Genomic DNA, 15,562 nt, shown 5'->3' on the forward strand with positions numbered 1-15,562 from the left:
CTCCGTTGGTGGATCGCCCCACGGTGTCAAGACTCGCTAGCGGCTCGCTCGACGGCGCCTCGGCCGCCCGTCGAGCGCAGCCGCAGCCGTACGGCGTTCCCCTTGCGCCGCGGCGGTGCGCCCCGGGGCGGTTCGTCGCCGTCGAGCGCGGACAGCACGTCGGAGACGGTCGTGGTCGAGGTGGTGGCGGGCAGCCGGCGCAGCAGCCGGGCGCAGTGGCCGACCAGCAGTTCCGCGTCGGCGTCGGAGACCCGGGCCCGGTCGTGGGCGAGGGCGAGGTTCAGCGAGCCGTCGCCGCCGCGGTGGGCGACCAGGGCGACGGGAAAGGCGGGGTGCGCGTCCCGCGTGTCCTGCAGTTCCAGTCGGATGCCGGCGTCGGCGAGTTCGGCGTGCAGGTCGCCGAGCGGGCGCGGGGTGCTCTCCAGGGCGACCAGGGTGTCCAGCAGCCGGTCGCCGCGTGCGGTGCGCCCGGTCCACTCGTGGATCTGCCCGGCGGAGACCCATTCGTAGGCCGCCATGTCCAGTGACCCGTCGCGCAGCGTCGCCAGCAGGCGGCCCATCCGGTGGTCGGGATCGATCCGCACCACCATGGGCAGGCAAGTGCGCATCGGACCCAGCAGCCGCTCGACGGAGTCCATGGCGACGCCGCGTCCCGAGACGGCGACCCCGAAGCCCACCAGCGCCGTCCCCTCCGTGCGCGCCGCGCGGTACAGCAGCAGCGCCCAGACGGCCTGCAGCACACCGGAGTCGGGCACGGCCCGGGCGGCGGCCCAGTGGTGCAGCCGCTCGGCCTCGGCGGCGCTCAACCGGGCCTGGGCGCGCCCGCATCCGCTCTGCGCGGTGGCGGGCCCGGGCAGCAGCGGCAGCACCACCGGGGCGTCCCCGGGCACGGCCCGGCTCCAGAAGTCCCGTGCCGGTGCCGAGTCCTGGCGCTCCAGCCAGCGTGCCCAGTCCCGCAGGTCGGGCCGGCGCTCGCCGCCGGGCAGCACACCGCCGGCGAGGTAGGCGCGGCAGAACTCCTCCAGGAGGATGAACACGCTCCAGGTGTCCAGCAGCGCCTGGTGGAAGGTGACCAGCACCCGGGTGACGGGCACGGCGCCGCCGGGGCGGGAGTGGGCGGGGGCCTGGCTGGTGGGTCCGACCAGGGTGATCCGCAGCGGACAGGGCCGGCGCAGGTCGAAGCCGCGCAGCCGGTCCCGCTCCACCAGTTCGCGCCAGTCGACGCCGGCCGCGGGATGCCGTACGACCTCCGGGTGGGCGCGTTCGTGGAACACCACGCGCGGCCTGGTTCCCCAGAGGAAGCCGGAGCGCAGCACGGTCTCGCGGTCGACGACCGACTGCCAGGCCGCGGTGAAGCGTTCGGTGTCCAGCGGGCCGTGCCAGCACCACGTCAGCTGCTCGACGTGCCGCCCGGTGCCGCGGTGCGCGAAGGAGTCGACCAGCAGGTCGTACTGCTGCCAGGTCACCGGCACATAGATGCGCGCCGGGCGGTCGGGGGAGGCTGCGGCCCGGTCGCGCGCGGTACGAGAGCGGTTCCGCCTCCCCATGGACCGCCCTCCCCTCAGGTCGTGGCCTCCCCACGCACGGGCGCTGTCCTCCCGTGCGGGCCCCGTCGGTCACGGAGGTCCCCGGGAAGCCTGGCAGGCCCGGGCGTGGCACTCCAGGAAGCATCGTGCAGCAGCGGGCTGCCAGAAGGCTGACACCGGGCTGACACGGCCGGGGATCCGCCGCAGAACGCCTCGCGAACGACCGGAGAAGGGGGGCTACTTCGGGTCCGGGTCCGGCGGGCGGGTCATCGCGGACAAAAAGCCCCGGTCGAGCATGGTCTCCACCGAGGTGTCGCCCGCGGTGTTCAGCCCCGTGTCGTGGCAGGCCACGCTCAGCAGGAAGCGGTCCATGACGGGATGGGTGGCGAACCCCCACTCGCCGCGGGTGGCGGAGCGCCCGTCGGGCGCGCGCAGCCGGCCGCTCGGGCTGAAGCCGAACTCCTTGAATCCCAGGCGCAGTCCCTGGCCGAGCGCCTTGCTGTAGGCCTCCTTGAGGGTCCACAGCCGCAGGGTGCGCACGGCCCGCTCCTTCTCGGGCAGACCGGCGAGCTCACGCGTCTCGGCCGGGGTGAGCATCTGCGTCTCCAGCAGGTCCAGGCGCACGAACCGGTCGGCGGGTTCCACGTCGACCCCGATGCGGCCGGTGCGGCTGAGCCCGACCGCCATCACGTCACCGGTGTGACTGAGGCTCAGCTCGATCTGGTCGAAGCCGCGCAGGTACGGCCGCCCGCCCAGCCGGTAGGCCAGGTCGAGGTACTCCGGCGGGGTGGCCAGGGCCGCCGCGGCGGTGTACTTGATCAGCAGCCGTGAGGCGGCGAACCGGTAACGCACGACGGCGTCCCGGGTGCGCCGGTAGCGGTCCCAGTCGGGGCCGAGCAGTTCTCTCAGCCTCGGTGTGGTGAGCACGCTGGGCAGCCACTCGCTCCAGGTCGTGTAGACGAGCGCGTTGCCGAGCACGGCCAGGTTGTCCCGTACACCGTGCCAGGGGCCTGCCGGCCGCGGCACGTGAAGGGGCGCGGCGCATCTCACCCGGTCCATCGTTGTCTCCCTGCGTGTAGGTCCGGCCGGCACGGCCCCGGGCCCGGGACGCGACCGGACGGGGGCGCCGCGCGGTCCCCCGCACGGCGCCCTGTGCCGTCGTTCCCGCGGCGGCCCGGTGCCCCGGCCGGTGCGGCTCTTCCGGGCGGCCCCGCACCGCGCCGCCGTCGTCCCGGCTCGGGGTGCGTACGGCGCGCGGTGCGCGTGCCGCGACCGGGCCGCCGGTGACCGGCTCAGCCGGCCAGTTGCGTCGCGTACAGGTCCAGGCTGCGTCCCTCGCGGCAGCGCTGGAGCACCTCCGCCAGGACCTCCTGGTCCACCTCCGGGGGTGTCTCGGGCACCGGGGCGCCGAGTCTGCGGCCGATGCGGCCAAGGGCCAGGACCGCCCAGGCCGGGCGGGCCAGGAAGGAGTCGCCGCCGGCCTGCCCCTCCCAGACGCCGAGGCAGGCCGCGGCGGCCAGGACGAGGGCGTAGCGGTCGGCCAGCGCGCAGGCCTGCGGGTCGAACGCCGTGCTGCCCGAGGCCGACAGGGCCACGCACCGGGCGCGCAGGATCCGCAGCTCGTCGACGAACATGCGGGCGATCGAGGCGAGCGTGTCGTGCAGCGGCCCGTGGGAGCGCTGTGCGTCGAGCCGGTCGGCCGCGGCGATCAGCGTCGCGGTGAGCAGGTCTTCCGTGCCGAAGTGGGCGAGCCTGCGGTGGTCGAAGGCGGGCAGCGGCGCGCCGGGCCGGAACAGGTCGGCGGGCGGCTCGTCGCTGCGGAACCACGTCGTGCGCGCCAACGTCGACAGCTGCGGCACCAGGACCGCCTGGCACACGGCGGTCCCGGAGTGCCCGAGCCCGGCCACCGGCAGGTCCCGGCCGAGCTTCTGGAAGCCGCCGTAGAGCGGCCCGCGGTCGTAGCCGCGGGCACCGAGCACGGTGGCCAGTTCCTCCAGGTCCTCCCGCAGCAGGTCCGGCATCGTGTACTTGACGGCCGCCGCCAGCAGGTAGGCGTCCTGCGGTACGAGGCTGAGGGCGCGCAGCCCGGTGACGGCCATGGCGTCACAGGCCAGCAGGTCGGCGAAGACTCCCGCCAGGGCCCGCTGCCCGCGGCGGGCGGGCCGGCCGTCGGGGCGGTTCTCGGTGGCCGCGCGCACGGCCTGCCGCAGCACGCTGTCCACGCCCGCGAGGACGGTGCCCGGGATGAGGCAGTGGCTGATCTGGAAGCTGCGCAGGGCGAGTGACACGCCGTCACCGACCTCGCCGACGAGGGCGGAGTCCGGCACCGGCACGTCGGCGAGCTCCAGTCCGCTGAAGTGGGCGCCGCGCATCCCGGGCGTCTCCGCCCGGGCGAGCCTGCGCACCTCGCCGGAGCGTGGCGGCTCGGGCCCCAGCAGCAGCACCGAGTGGCTGCCGGGACCGTCCTCGGGCGAGGTGCGCGCGTACGCGACGAACGTGTCCGTGCGGGCGGCGTTGATCACGGCGTCCTTACGGCCGTTGAGCAGGAAGCCGCCGTCCGGGGTGCGCACCGCGGTGAGCTCGTTGCGCAGGATGGCGTTGGCGTGCGCCACCTCGCGGTGCACGATCGACACCCGTCCGCCGCCGAGCAGTACGTCGGCGAGCGTCCGCTGCTGGCGCGGGTCCCCCGCGGTCCACACGGCGGAGGCGGCGAACAGCGAGGTGATGCCGAACCCGTAGCCGAGCGCCAGGTCGCGGCGGAACAACGGCCGCAGGACGCGGGCGAGTTGCTCCAGGTCGGTCAGCCTGCCGTCCAGGTCGTGCGGGACGAACTCGGCGGCCAGGCCCGCGCGGGCGAGCAGTGCCTCGGTGGCCTCGGGCACCTCGCGGGCGTCGTCCGCCCGCAGCAGCGCCTGGTGGCCGTGCGGGTTGGCGGGATCGAAGGGGTCGCCGAGCACTTCCTCCAGCCGGGCCGCACGCTCGGGTTCACCGGCGTCCAGGACCCGGGGGCGCTCCTGCGCCGCGCGATGGGCGGCGGGTACGACAGCGGTCACAGGACACGCACCGCACCTGCGGCGTGCCGCGTGGCGTGCTGCAGTACGAGGAGTCCGGCCCGGCCGATCCGGTCGCGTACGTGCTGGGCGGCCTCGGCCACGGTGGTGCCCTCGCCGAGGACCGCTTCGATGGCCTCCTCGGCCAGCACCACGTTGTGGCGGGCGACGAGGTTCACGCCCGACTCGTCCGGTTCGAGGGACCATTCGCCGGTGTGCGCGGTGAGCAGCGGGGCGGTCCGCGTCTGCTTGTAGACGATCCGGCCGGCGCTCGGGAAGCAGATGCGCACCGACTCGGTGGTGTGCGCGGCGCCGTCCATGCCGCTGCCCATGCGCATCGTCTGCACGCCCGCCGCCTGCTCGATCACGTCGAGGCTGTGCACGTGCGGCAGTTGGACCGGCCAGTCCTCGGCCCGGTAGAGGAAGTCGAAGATCAGCTCCGCGGGCGCCTTGACGTGCACGCTGTCCTCGAAGGACAGGGCGAGGTCGTCCAGGCGCGTCCAGCGCTCGGCCATCCAGGCCAGCCGGTCGAGCTGGGCCCGGCTGTTGACCACCGTGACGCGCTCCACCCAGGCCGCGTCGCCGGGGTCGTCCCCGACGACGGTGAACGTGTGCTCCAGGGTGACCCGGGAGCGGTTGTCGCCGAGCGGCACCACCGTCCACACGCCGCTCATCGACTCGACCGGCGCATCGGGCAGGTCCTTGGTGAACTCCACCCGGCGTCGTCCTACGTCCAGGCGCCGGCTGGAGACCCAGGAGGCGACCTTGTCGCCCGTCATGGCCCACATCCGCAGGCGCTCCCTGGTCCCGTCGAACTCCAGCTGCTCCACGTGGACGCAGGGCGGGAAGAACAGCGGCCACTGGGTGGCGTCGGCGATCAGGCCGTAGAGAACGCCGGCCGGGGCCGATGCGATGACTTCACTGACCGCGCGGTGCACTCCTGCATCCGGCATCGTCCACACCCTTCGTCGTCCGAGGTTTGCCGCCGTACCGGTGTCACCCGTCGGTCTCGCACGTGTGGCGGTCCCACGCCGCACGGGCGGTATCCGGACGGGTGATTAATCGTTTTTGCGTTCCGGAGTTTCGGCGGCCCTGCCTTCGACCCTGTCCGGAACCGCTCGCGATCCACCCGCGCGCCGCTCGGGCGCCACTCGGATCTGTCTCGAACCGGCCCGAGGCGACGCAGGTCGCGAGGGTCACGGCCTGAGGCACATGCCGCAGACGCCGCTGCGGCTCCCTCGCCGCTCCACCGAAACTGGGCGCGTTCTCAAGCGTTACGACCGACGGTGGCGGTCTCGGGCGTCGCCCAACGGTCCGGCGACGCACTCCACAGGACAGGAACCAGCCACGAGAGGGGCAGCGATGGGTCTCTTCCGCCCGGTCCTGCGGTTCGTGCGCAGCCTGTGGGACGGTCTGGTCGTCTACGGACTGCTGATCGTCTGCGGCGAGACGAGCCCGTACGAGTACGCGGGCCGCCGCGCACCCTGGCAACAGCCGCCGCCCGGACACCCGGAACGACTGCGGGCCGATGTGCCGCTGTCCGAATTCGAGCGCCGGCTGGAACGCGAACTGATCCGCACACAGAGCAACCCCGAACGGCCGGAAAAAGCGGCGTGACGGGAACAGCCAGAACAGGCGACACAGCACGGGCGAGGCACGGCACCTCGCCGTCCTCACCCGGCGCCTCGCCGTACCCACTCCCCCGCTCGGCCCGCGCGCACCTGCGCGGCCGGCGCGGACCCTACGTCGTACGACCCCCACGCCCGCGGCGGACAGTCACCCGGCCGCCGGCGCGCACACCACCGCCGCCGAGTTGAAGCCGCCGCGGCCGCGCGCCAGCACCAGGGCGGTGCGCAGGCCGGGCAGTTCGCGGGCGCTGCCCGTGACCAGGTCCAGGGCGCAGTCCTCGGCGGCCTTCCGGGTCCCGGTGGTCGGCGGCACCACCCGCTCCCGCAGCGCGAACAGGGCCGCCGCCAGGTCCAGCGACGAACCGCCCGCCCCCAGGCGTCCGGTCATCGTCTTGGGCACCGTCACCGGCACCCCGTACGGTCCGAACAGCGCGCACAGGGCCTCGCTCTCGACCCGGTCCGCCGCCCGCTCCCCCGCCCCGTCCGCGAAGACCACGTCGACCTCCTCGGGACGGATCCCGGCGTCGGCCAGGGCGAGTTCGGCCGCTTCCCGCAGCCGCGGCCGGTCGGCCCCGTCGAACGTCGCCGCGCAGCCCGCCACGATCCCGTAGCCGACCGCCCCGCGCCGGGCCGCCGCGTCCGCGTCCTCGACGACGAACAGCGCGCCGCCCTCGCCCACGACATGGCCGCCGGCGTCCGCGTCGAACGGCAGGTAGGCCCGCGCCGGATCGGCGCACGTGCTCAGCCGCCCGTCGGCCAGATGGGCGGCCCAGCCCCACGGGCACAGCGTGGAGTCGACCCCGCCGGTGACCATGAGGCGCACGCCGTCGCGGATGCGCCGCCGGGAGCGCGCGAGCGCGTCGATGCCGCCGGCCTGTTCGCTGATGATGGTGGATCCCGGCCCGCGCAGCTGGTGCCGGATGGCGATCTGCGCCGGGTTCGCCGCATGGAACCAGGCGGAGGACTGGTACACGCTCACATACCGCGCGCCCTTGGCCCACAGGGCCGCCAGCCCCCGCTGCCCGAACTCGACACCGCCCGCGGAACTGGCGGTGATCACTCCGGCCGCGTACTCGGGCAGTTCCCGCGGATCCACGCCCGAGTCCGCGAACGCCTCCTCGGCGGCGGTCAGGGCGATCCGGGTGACCCGGTCGGTCTCCGGCAGCAGCCGGCTGGGGATGTGGTCCTCGTCGACGAAGCCGGGGATCTCGCCCGCGATGCGCACCGGGTATCCGGAGGCGTCGAAGCGGGTGATGGGCCCGATGCCGCTGCGGCCGCGCAGCAGCGCCTGCCACCAGGCGCGCGTGCCGAGCCCGTTGGGCGCGGCGACGCCGATGCCGGTGACCAGCGCCCGTGCGCGGCCGCCCGTCCCCTCCCGGGTTCGCGCGGGTTGCGTCCGCGTGCCGCCCCGCGGTCCCGGTCCGGCCGTGGTCGTCATGCCGCCTCCCTCAGCCGCGGCCGGGTGAGCACCGTGGCGCTGTGGAGCCCGCCGAAGCCGCTGGCGACGCTGAGCACCGTGCTGGTGCGCTGCTCCCGGGCGAACAGCGGGGTGTAGTCGAGGTCGCAGGTCGGGTCGGGTTCGTGCAGGTTGGCCGTCGGCGGGACGGTGTCGTGCTGGATGGCCAGCGCGCTGGCGACCATGTCGAGGGCACCGGCCGCGCCGAGGGCGTGGCCGATCATCGACTTGATGGAGCTGACCGGGATGCGGCGGGCGTGGTCGCCCAGCCCGGCCTTGAAGGCGTGCGTCTCGTGCCGGTCGTTGTGCCGGGTGCCGGCGCCGTGCGCGTTGATGTAGTCGACGTCGACCGGGTTCATCCGTGCCTTGTCGAGCGCGGCCCGGATGGTGTCGGCCATCTCCTGCCCGCCCGGCCGCAGTCCCGTCATGTGGTGGGCGCTGCTGTAGGCGGCGAAGCCGGAGAGCTCGGCGTAGGCGCGGGCGCCGCGCCGGCGGGCGTGTTCCAGCTCCTCCAGGATCACGACAGCCGCGCCCTCGCCGAGCACGAAGCCGTCGCGGGTGCGGTCGAAGGGCCTGCTGGCCGTCGCGGGCTCGTCGTTGCGCGGGCTGGTGAGCCGGATGCGGTCGAAGCAGGCCATGGAGATCGGGGAGATGGGCGCCTCGGCCCCGCCCGCGACGACCACGTCGGCGCTGCCCTCGCGGATCAGCTCGGCGCCGTTCCCGATCGCGTCCAGGCCCGAGGTGCAGCCGCTGGAGACGAGACCGACCGGCCCCTGGGCGCCGCAGTCGCGGGCCACGACCGCCGCCAGCGAGCTGGGCACGAAGTAGTCGTAGAGGTACTCGCCGGCCTTGGTGTGGTCGACGGTCCAGGTGCTGCCGCAGTCGCTGAGGATGGCGTACTGGGTGGCGAGGCCCGTGGTGCAGCCGATGGCGCTGCCCAGGCTCACCCCGGTGCGCAGCGGATCGATCCGCTCGTCGCCGCCGATCCCGCTGTCGGCGATCGCCTCCCGCGCGCTGACGAGGGCGAACTGGGCGGTCCGGTCGAGGCGTTCGGTGTCGGCGAGGGTGAAGCCGTGGGCGGCGGGGTCGAAGTCGACCTCGGCGGCGACCCGGGAGCGGAAGGCGCCGGCGTCGAAGAGAGTGATGCCGCGGGTCGCGGTGCGGCCGAGGGTCAGCAGCGACCAGTAGTTCTTGGTGCCGACCGCGCCGGGGGCGACCACCCCGATGCCCGTGATCACGACGCGTTTCATCGGTGGCCTCCCGACGGCAGCGCGGCGGCGCGGTCGCGGCAGGCCTGCCCGACGAGACCGGGCAGGTCCGGGGAGTCGGCGAAGAAGTGGTCCCCGGCCACGGTGTGCAGATCGATCGGCCCGGGGGTCCAGCGCTGCCAGTGTTCCAGCGCGGCGGGCGCGGCGAGCGGGTCGTCGCTGCCGGCGAAGACGACCAGGGGGCAGCTGACGTTCCCGCCGGTGACCGGGTCCAGCGCCGCCGTCCGCAGGGACCTGGCCAGCCGCAGGTCGTCGCGGAGCACGGGCAGGACGCTGCGCCGCCACAGCCCGCCGGGGGACGCGGACGTCCCGCGCGGCAGTGACCCCAGATGGTCCAGCAGGGGCAGCAGTTGGTCGTCGGGCAGGTCGGCCGCGCTCATCAGGGCGGTCGAGGCGTGCGGCGGCGGGCAGGCGCCCACCGCGAGGAGCAGCGGCGGGGGTGCGCCGGCGTCGGCCAGCGCCCGGGTGAGCGTGTAGGCGACGAGGGCGCCCAGGCTGTGGCCGTACAGCGCGTACGGCCCTTCGTGCGCCGCCTTCAGCAGGTTGGGCAGCAGGTCGGCCAGCAGCCCGGCGCGATCGGTCACGCGCTGCTCGCGCCGGCGGCTGTCACGGCCGGGCAGGGGAAGGGTGACCACGTCGACGTCGGGTCCGACCGAGGCGGCCCAGTGGCGGTAACTGCCCACCCCCGCGCCCGCGTGGCCGAGGCAGTGCAGCCTCACGCGGCTCTTGTGCGCCCCGCCCTCCTCCATTCGGGAACCCATCCGTCGCCCTCCTCCTGGAAGATGTGTGCGTCGCGGCGCGTGCGGCACCGGCCCGGGGGCGGGCGGCGCGGACGTCCGCCTCCAGAGCTTGGCCGGTACGACTTGGGCCGCGCTCGATTCGACACCAAAGCCGGAGGATCCCCCGCGCCCTCGGTTGTGCGGTGTCTGTCACGTCGTGCGTCCGGGACCCGGTGTGGTTCCGTGGTGCGCGGACGGGTCCCGTGCGGGTGCCGAATCTTCAGCGTCTTCGGCGGCGTACGGTGCTCGGCCGGCCTACGGTCCTCGGGCCGGGTGCGCCCCTTCGGTCCGTCCGCGTCCCTCAGGCCGCGTACAGGTCGAAGGTCGAGGTCCGCCGCGGTCCCGCGGCGACGTCCAGACGCGGGTCGACGGCGAGCATCGCCTGGTGCAGCCGCTGGAGCTGGGGCGAGGGCTCCACGCCGAGTTCGTCGATCAGCCGGTGGCGGAGCCTGCGATACACGTCCAGCGCCCCCGCCTGCCGGCCGGAACGATACAGCGCCACCATCGCCTGGGAGTGCAGCCCCTCGTGCTGGGGGTGACGGGCGATCAGGTCGGTGAGCTCGGCGATCAGTTCGACGTGCCGGCCAAGACGCAGGTCGGCGTCGATGCGGCGCTCGCGGGCGACCAGGCGGCTCTGCTCCAGGCGGATGACCTCGATCTCCAGGATCGGCCCGACCCGGACGTCGACCAGCGCGGGCCCGTCCCACAGCTTCAGCGCCTCGTGCAGGCTGGAGGCCGAAAGCTCGTCCTCCCCGTCCTCGAACGCCTGCCGCCCCTCGGCCACCAGCCGCTCGTACTGGTAGACGTCGACGGCCTCGGCGGGCACCTGCAGCGTGTAGCCGCCGTACCGCGTGGCCAGCACGTCCTTGGCGGAGCCCGGGGCATCGGGCCCCATGGCGGTGCCCAGCATGCGGCGCAGCTGAAGGATGTACGTCTGGAGCGTGGTCAGGGCGCTTTGCGGCAGGTCGGTGCCCCAGATCTCCTCCATCAGGGTGGGCACGGGAACGACTCGTCCCGGGTACAGCGCCAGCAGCGCCAGGATCTGGCGTGGCTTGCCGGCGGTCGGGACGATCGACATTCCATTGACTTCGGCATTGAGTGCACCCAGGACTTTTATCTCCATGATTCCTCCGAGCCGTGTAGGCCGTCGGTTCCGAGTCGGGTAATCGAGCCATTAGATACTGTCGCCTCACGACATTCTTTGTCATTGCCGCAGGGCGCCAAAGAGGGGAACTTGATCTTCTCGCGACTCGAACGCAAGAGTTGCTTGAGCATTTCTTGAGTGACCTTACGTGCAGGGCCCTGATACAGCGCTGACATATCACTGAAAAAGGGTTCGCGAGCTTGCGGCGCGGGTCCGAAACCCCTGTCCCGGGGCGCATGGATGCTGTTAGCTTTCCAGCCATGGGGACGGAATCGCACAGCGCGCCCCCGGACCGCGGCACCGACCCGCTCGTCCGGGAGTTGCTGAGCCGTCTGGCGACGCCAGCGCGGCAGGACGGGGTGGGCAACCTCGTTCTGGAGAGTGCGCGCTGCGGGCACGGCTTCTTGCCAGACCTGCCCGACAGCAGGCTGCTCGCCCTACTGAGCGCCTATCACCGGCGCGGCGTACAGGTCGGATTCCCGGAACTGATGACCACCCCGGCTTGACGCACCCTCGAAGCAGGTTCTACGCCCCCCTGCAAACCGCTGGTGAATCCCGCGCCAGGACCGCACGGCAACTATTGTCGGCCTCGGATGAACGGTCCGGATTTCAGTGGGTAATCACGGGAGATCATGAGGGATCACGGGAGATCGCACCGGGCCGGGATCTTCGACCGTGCAATCGCCGATTTTCCGAGGCAGGGGCGAAATGGAATTTCGGATTCTTGGTCCGGTCCAGGTCTACGACGAGCGCGGCAGGCTGCCCATCGTGCCTGCGGGCGCCAAGCAGCGTGCGCTGCTCGGCGCCCTCGTCGTGAAGGCGGACCGGGTCGTCGCCGCGGAGCAGCTCGTCGACGAGCTGTGGGGCGAGTATCCGCCGGGCAACGCCGCCAACGCCCTCCAGGCCCACATGACCCGGCTGCGGCGACTGCTGCCGGTTCCGGCGCCCGGTTCGGGCGAGCCGTACCACGAGTGGGTGGTGACCCGCCCCCTGGGCTACGTCCTGCGTCTGGACGGCGCCGAGACCGACGCCCGGCGCTTTCGTGAACTGGCCGAACAGGGGCGGGCGTTGGCCGCCGAGGACCCCGGCCGGGCCATCGACCTCCTGCGCCGGGGGCTGGCGCTGTGGCGGGGCGCGGCCTTGCAGGGCAGCGGCCGGGGGCCGATCTGCTCGGCCGAGGCCGCCCTGCTGGAGGAGACCAGGCTCGCCTCCCTGGAGACGCTGTACGAGGCCTCGTTGCGAGCGGGCCGCAGCGGCGAGATCACCGGCGAGCTGGAGGAGCTGACGGCCGCTCACCCGCTGCGGGAGCGTTTCTACGAGCTGCTGATGACCGCGCTGTACCGCTGCGGCCGCCAGGCGGAGGCGCTGGGCACCTACGACCGGGCCCGCCGCCGGCTGGTGCACGACCTGGGCATCGAACCGGGCCCGGTGCTGCGCGAATGCATGGAGGTCATCCTGCGCCACCAGGATCCCGGCCCCGCCCCCACCGAGCCGGTGCGGGCCGACCGCGCGGCGGGACACGAGCACGTGTGGGCCGGGGACCGCCCGCAGGCGGGAAGGTCGCACGTGCTCCCGCTCGACGGGACGCCCTCCTCCGAGCCCCTCCTGACCGATCAGGCCCATCAGGGAGATCAGGCCCGTCAGGCGGATCAGGCAGTCCGGGCCGACCGCACGGCCGAGGAGCCGGACACGGTCCCGGAGGACACCGCGCACGTGCGCGCGCTGCGCGAGGAGATGGCCCTGCTGTACCGGCACGTCGAGCAACTCGCCCGCGAGCAGCGGGACCTGGTCAGCCGGCTGGACCTGCTGATGCCCCGCGCGGCCGGCGAGTGACGGTGCGCGGGGCGGTGGTGCGCGGCCGCGGCGAGCGGATGCGGGGAGGCAGCGGTTCGCCGGTACGGCCGACGCGGCCGGTGGCGGCGTAGGCGCCGTTCCGTCGAGGATGGTGGGTTGTCGGGTTTCCGGGCGGACGCGCGTGGAGCCGAGGTGTCACCTCACTGGGCGACCAGGCGCCCACCGCTCGCGGCGGCCGGCTCGGGACGGGCCATGAGGATCGAGCGCTGTAACCGGCTGAGCGCCGCCGAGGGCTCCAGACCCAGCTCGGAGACGAGCGTGGCACGCAGCCGCTGATAGACGCTCAGTGCCTCGCCGCGCCGCCCGGAGCGGTGCAGTGCGAGCATGAACTGCCCGTGCAGGCTCTCGTGCATCCGGTACCGGTTGACCAGAACCGTCAGCTCGGCCAGCAGCTCGCGGTGGCGTCCCAGGCGCAGGTCGGCCTCGATGCGCTGGTCGAGCGCGCACAGCCGGGCCTCTTCCAGGCGCCTGACCTCCATGTCGATCTGGCCGCCGGCCTGCACGTCGGTCAGGGCGGGCCCGGTCCACAGCGACAGCGCGTCCGCCAGACGGCGTGCCGCGCCGGTGTAGTCCTCGGCGTCCATGGCCCGGTAGCCCGTGCCGGCGCGGCGCTCGAACTCCCGGAAGTCGGCGGTGCCTCCGCGCGTCTCCAGGCGGTAGCCGCCGGGGACGGTGGTGAGGATGTCCTTCGCCGTGCACCGCTCGTTCTCGTCACGGGCCAGCGCTTCGGCGATCAACTCCCGCAGCTGCAGCACGTACGTCTGCAGCGTGGTCCGCGCACTGCGCGGAGGGTTCTCGCCCCACAGCTCCTCGATCAGCCTGGCCACGGAAACCACCTGGTCGGCGTTGAGGGCGAGCAGGGCAAGAACCTGCCGCGGCTTGGGAGCCGTCGGCACGACCGGCGCCCCGTTCTCGCGCACCGACAGCGCGCCCAGCACTTCGATGTCCACGATCTCCCCCTCGGTCAGGCATGGAGGCCAGTTGACTCGGCCACTACTCCGATAAAAAAACAGCAGAGTCGGTTTGTCAATACCAGACCGGCTGTACTGTTTGTAAAGAGTGAGGAACGAGCCAACACCTGCAGGTCTCAAGCCTGCCGCGAGTGGACGGCGGCAAGATCTCAAAGTACTTGCGCGACAACGATAGTAAGGCGGTAGCGGCGACCTGGAACAGCCCACGGAGCGGGGGCGGCGTCCAGCCAGGCCGCTGGACGCCGCCCCGTCGGCGAGCGAAAACATGGCCGCGAAACCGACCATGAAGACATTGAAACGGCAACTAAACAGACCCGCCGGTCTGTAAGTGTCAGAGGACTCCTTCGCTCTGGAGCTCGCCGAGCATCGCGACCGAGGCGAGCAGCGGCAGCATCAGCTCCCAGAACCTCGTGATCGTCTGCCGGGACAGCCATTCCCCGTCCCGCATGCCGAGCACCTCGAACCCCACGGTCGCCGCCACCACCGCGGTCGCCGCCCCCTGGACCGACACGGTCTCACGCAGTTCGCCCTCGTGGTCCGCGCGCTTGAGCGTCTCCTCGACCCAGGTCTGCCACTGGCCCCGCATGTCCGCTCGTGGCTCCAGGGCAGGGTCGCCGCAGAGCTGGAACCCGGCCCGCAGCACCACGTCGTTGCGCAGCTCGTGGGCCAGCCGGTGGCTGGCGTCGACGAGGCGCTGCAGGTTGGCCCCCCGCACAGCCGATTCCATGATGGCCCGTAGACGCAGGACCGCTGAGTCTTCGACCGCGTCGGCCAACGCCGCCTTGCTGGCGAAGTGGAAGTGCAGCGCGCCGTTGCTCACTCCGGCATGCGAGCTGATGGCGGTGAGCGACGCTACGGCGAACCCCTCCTGGTCAAAGACTTCGGCGGCGGACCTGATCAGACTCTCCCGGGTCCGCGCCGCGCGTTCCTGTTTGACCATCAAGTGCTCCGTTACTGAGGTGGGTTGCCGTGCTTCCTCGACGGCACGTCGGCGTGCTTGGTGCGCAGCATGGTCAGGGCGCCGATGAGCACCTCACGCGTCTGTGTCGGGTCGATCACGTCGTCCACCAGACCGCGTTCGGCCGCGTAGTACGGGTGCATGAGCTCGGACTTGTACTCCTTGACCATGCGCTCGCGCATGGCCTCGGGATCGTCGGCCTCGGCGATCTGGCGGCGGAAGATGACGTTGGCCGCGCCCTCGGCGCCCATCACGGCGATCTCGTTGGTCGGCCAGGCATACGTCAGGTCGGCGCCGATGGACTGGCTGTCCATCACGATGTACGCGCCGCCGTACGCCTTGCGCAGGATGAGCGAGATCCTCGGAACCGTCGCGTTGCAGTAGGCGTACAGCAGCTTCGCGCCGTGCCGGATGATCCCGCCGTGCTCCTGATCCACACCAGGCAAGAACCCCGGAACGTCCAGCAAGGTCACGATCGGAATGTTGAAGGCGTCGCACATCTGCACGAAACGCGCGCCCTTCTCGCTGGCTTCGATGTCCAGAACACCGGCGAGATGCTGGGGCTGGTTGGCGACGATGCCCACGACCTGACCGTTCAACCGGGCTAGGGCGCAGATGATGTTGCCCGCCCAGCGCTCGTGGACCTCCAGGTACTCGCCGTCGTCGACGATCTGCTCGATCACCTTGGCCATGTCGTACGGCCGGTTGCCGTCCGCCGGCACCAGGTCCAGCAGTTCCTCGGACCGCCGGGTCTGCGGATCGGTGCACGGGACGCACGGCGGGTACTCGCGGTTGTTCTGCGGCAGCATCGTCAACAGGTAGCGCACCTCGTGGATGCAGGTCTCTTCGTCGTCGTACGCGAAGTGGCAGACACCGCTCGTCTCGGCGTGCACGTCGGCGCCGCCCAGCCCGTTCTGCGAGATCTCCT

The 15,562-nt window shown here is 72.7% G+C and carries 14 protein-coding genes; 3 read left to right on the top strand and 11 right to left on the bottom strand.

Features of this window, described 5'->3' with window-relative positions:
* Positions 1 to 26 precede the first annotated feature (26 nt).
* The 4 genes from ACWGKT_RS40350 to ACWGKT_RS40365 form a co-directional block, all read right to left on the bottom strand.
* Positions 27 to 1,547 carry a condensation domain-containing protein gene (locus tag ACWGKT_RS40350; protein WP_453277596.1) on the bottom strand — a complete coding sequence of 507 codons (1,521 nt, stop codon included), beginning with the start codon at positions 1,545 to 1,547 and terminating at the stop codon, positions 27 to 29.
* Positions 1,548 to 1,763: 216 nt separating this feature from the next.
* The gene (locus ACWGKT_RS40355; RefSeq protein ID WP_453277597.1) at positions 1,764 to 2,585 is read right to left on the bottom strand and encodes a 4'-phosphopantetheinyl transferase family protein; all 822 of its coding nucleotides are present in this window, start codon (positions 2,583 to 2,585) and stop codon (positions 1,764 to 1,766) included.
* 233 nt (positions 2,586 to 2,818) lie between these two features.
* Entirely contained in the window at positions 2,819 to 4,579 is a 1,761-nt protein-coding gene (locus tag ACWGKT_RS40360) for an acyl-CoA dehydrogenase (protein ID WP_453277598.1), read from the bottom strand.
* Complete coding sequence (locus ACWGKT_RS40365; RefSeq protein WP_356144429.1) at positions 4,576 to 5,529, bottom strand: aromatase/cyclase; 954 nt, start codon at positions 5,527 to 5,529, stop codon at positions 4,576 to 4,578. The genes ACWGKT_RS40360 and ACWGKT_RS40365 overlap by 4 nt, the downstream gene beginning before the upstream one ends.
* A 409-nt stretch (positions 5,530 to 5,938) precedes the next feature.
* Between ACWGKT_RS40365 and ACWGKT_RS40370 the strand changes: the two genes are divergently transcribed.
* Entirely contained in the window at positions 5,939 to 6,193 is a 255-nt protein-coding gene (locus ACWGKT_RS40370; protein WP_356144427.1) for a DUF6059 family protein, read from the top strand.
* Positions 6,194 to 6,352: 159 nt separating this feature from the next.
* On the opposite strand, the gene ACWGKT_RS40375 is transcribed toward ACWGKT_RS40370, so the two are convergent.
* The 4 genes from ACWGKT_RS40375 to ACWGKT_RS40390 form a co-directional block, all read right to left on the bottom strand.
* Positions 6,353 to 7,642, bottom strand: coding sequence for a ketosynthase chain-length factor (locus tag ACWGKT_RS40375; RefSeq protein ID WP_453277599.1), 1,290 nt, complete (start codon positions 7,640 to 7,642; stop codon positions 6,353 to 6,355).
* The gene (locus tag ACWGKT_RS40380; RefSeq protein ID WP_453277600.1) at positions 7,639 to 8,910 is read right to left on the bottom strand and encodes a beta-ketoacyl-[acyl-carrier-protein] synthase family protein; all 1,272 of its coding nucleotides are present in this window, start codon (positions 8,908 to 8,910) and stop codon (positions 7,639 to 7,641) included. Before ACWGKT_RS40380 ends, ACWGKT_RS40375 begins: the two co-directional genes overlap by 4 nt.
* Complete coding sequence (locus ACWGKT_RS40385) at positions 8,907 to 9,689, bottom strand: thioesterase II family protein (protein WP_356144421.1); 783 nt, start codon at positions 9,687 to 9,689, stop codon at positions 8,907 to 8,909. The genes ACWGKT_RS40380 and ACWGKT_RS40385 overlap by 4 nt, the downstream gene beginning before the upstream one ends.
* Positions 9,690 to 10,008: 319 nt before the next feature.
* Positions 10,009 to 10,830, bottom strand: a complete 822-nt coding sequence (locus ACWGKT_RS40390) for an AfsR/SARP family transcriptional regulator (protein WP_356144419.1) — start codon at positions 10,828 to 10,830, stop codon at positions 10,009 to 10,011.
* A gap of 281 nt (positions 10,831 to 11,111) precedes the next feature.
* Here ACWGKT_RS40390 and ACWGKT_RS40395 point away from each other — a divergent pair, with 281 nt between their 5' ends.
* Both ACWGKT_RS40395 and ACWGKT_RS40400 read left to right on the top strand, forming a co-directional pair.
* Positions 11,112 to 11,357, top strand: a complete 246-nt coding sequence (locus tag ACWGKT_RS40395; protein WP_453277601.1) for a hypothetical protein — start codon at positions 11,112 to 11,114, stop codon at positions 11,355 to 11,357.
* Between the two features lie 202 nt (positions 11,358 to 11,559).
* On the top strand, positions 11,560 to 12,684 hold the full coding sequence (locus ACWGKT_RS40400; protein WP_453277602.1) for an AfsR/SARP family transcriptional regulator: 1,125 nt from the start codon (positions 11,560 to 11,562) through the stop codon (positions 12,682 to 12,684).
* A gap of 161 nt (positions 12,685 to 12,845) precedes the next feature.
* Here the strand turns inward: ACWGKT_RS40400 and ACWGKT_RS40405 are convergent, their stop codons facing one another.
* The 3 genes from ACWGKT_RS40405 to ACWGKT_RS40415 form a co-directional block, all read right to left on the bottom strand.
* Positions 12,846 to 13,655, bottom strand: coding sequence for an AfsR/SARP family transcriptional regulator (locus ACWGKT_RS40405; RefSeq protein ID WP_356144413.1), 810 nt, complete (start codon positions 13,653 to 13,655; stop codon positions 12,846 to 12,848).
* Positions 13,656 to 14,007: 352 nt separating this feature from the next.
* Positions 14,008 to 14,616 (bottom strand): ScbR family autoregulator-binding transcription factor, encoded by a 609-nt coding sequence (locus ACWGKT_RS40410; protein ID WP_453277603.1) that lies wholly within the window; start codon positions 14,614 to 14,616, stop codon positions 14,008 to 14,010.
* A gap of 11 nt (positions 14,617 to 14,627) precedes the next feature.
* The coding region (locus ACWGKT_RS40415) for an acyl-CoA carboxylase subunit beta (RefSeq protein WP_453277604.1) at positions 14,628 to 15,562 on the bottom strand (935 nt) is incomplete at its 5' end.

The sequence above is a fragment of the Streptomyces sp. NPDC054794 genome (assembly GCF_053611585.1).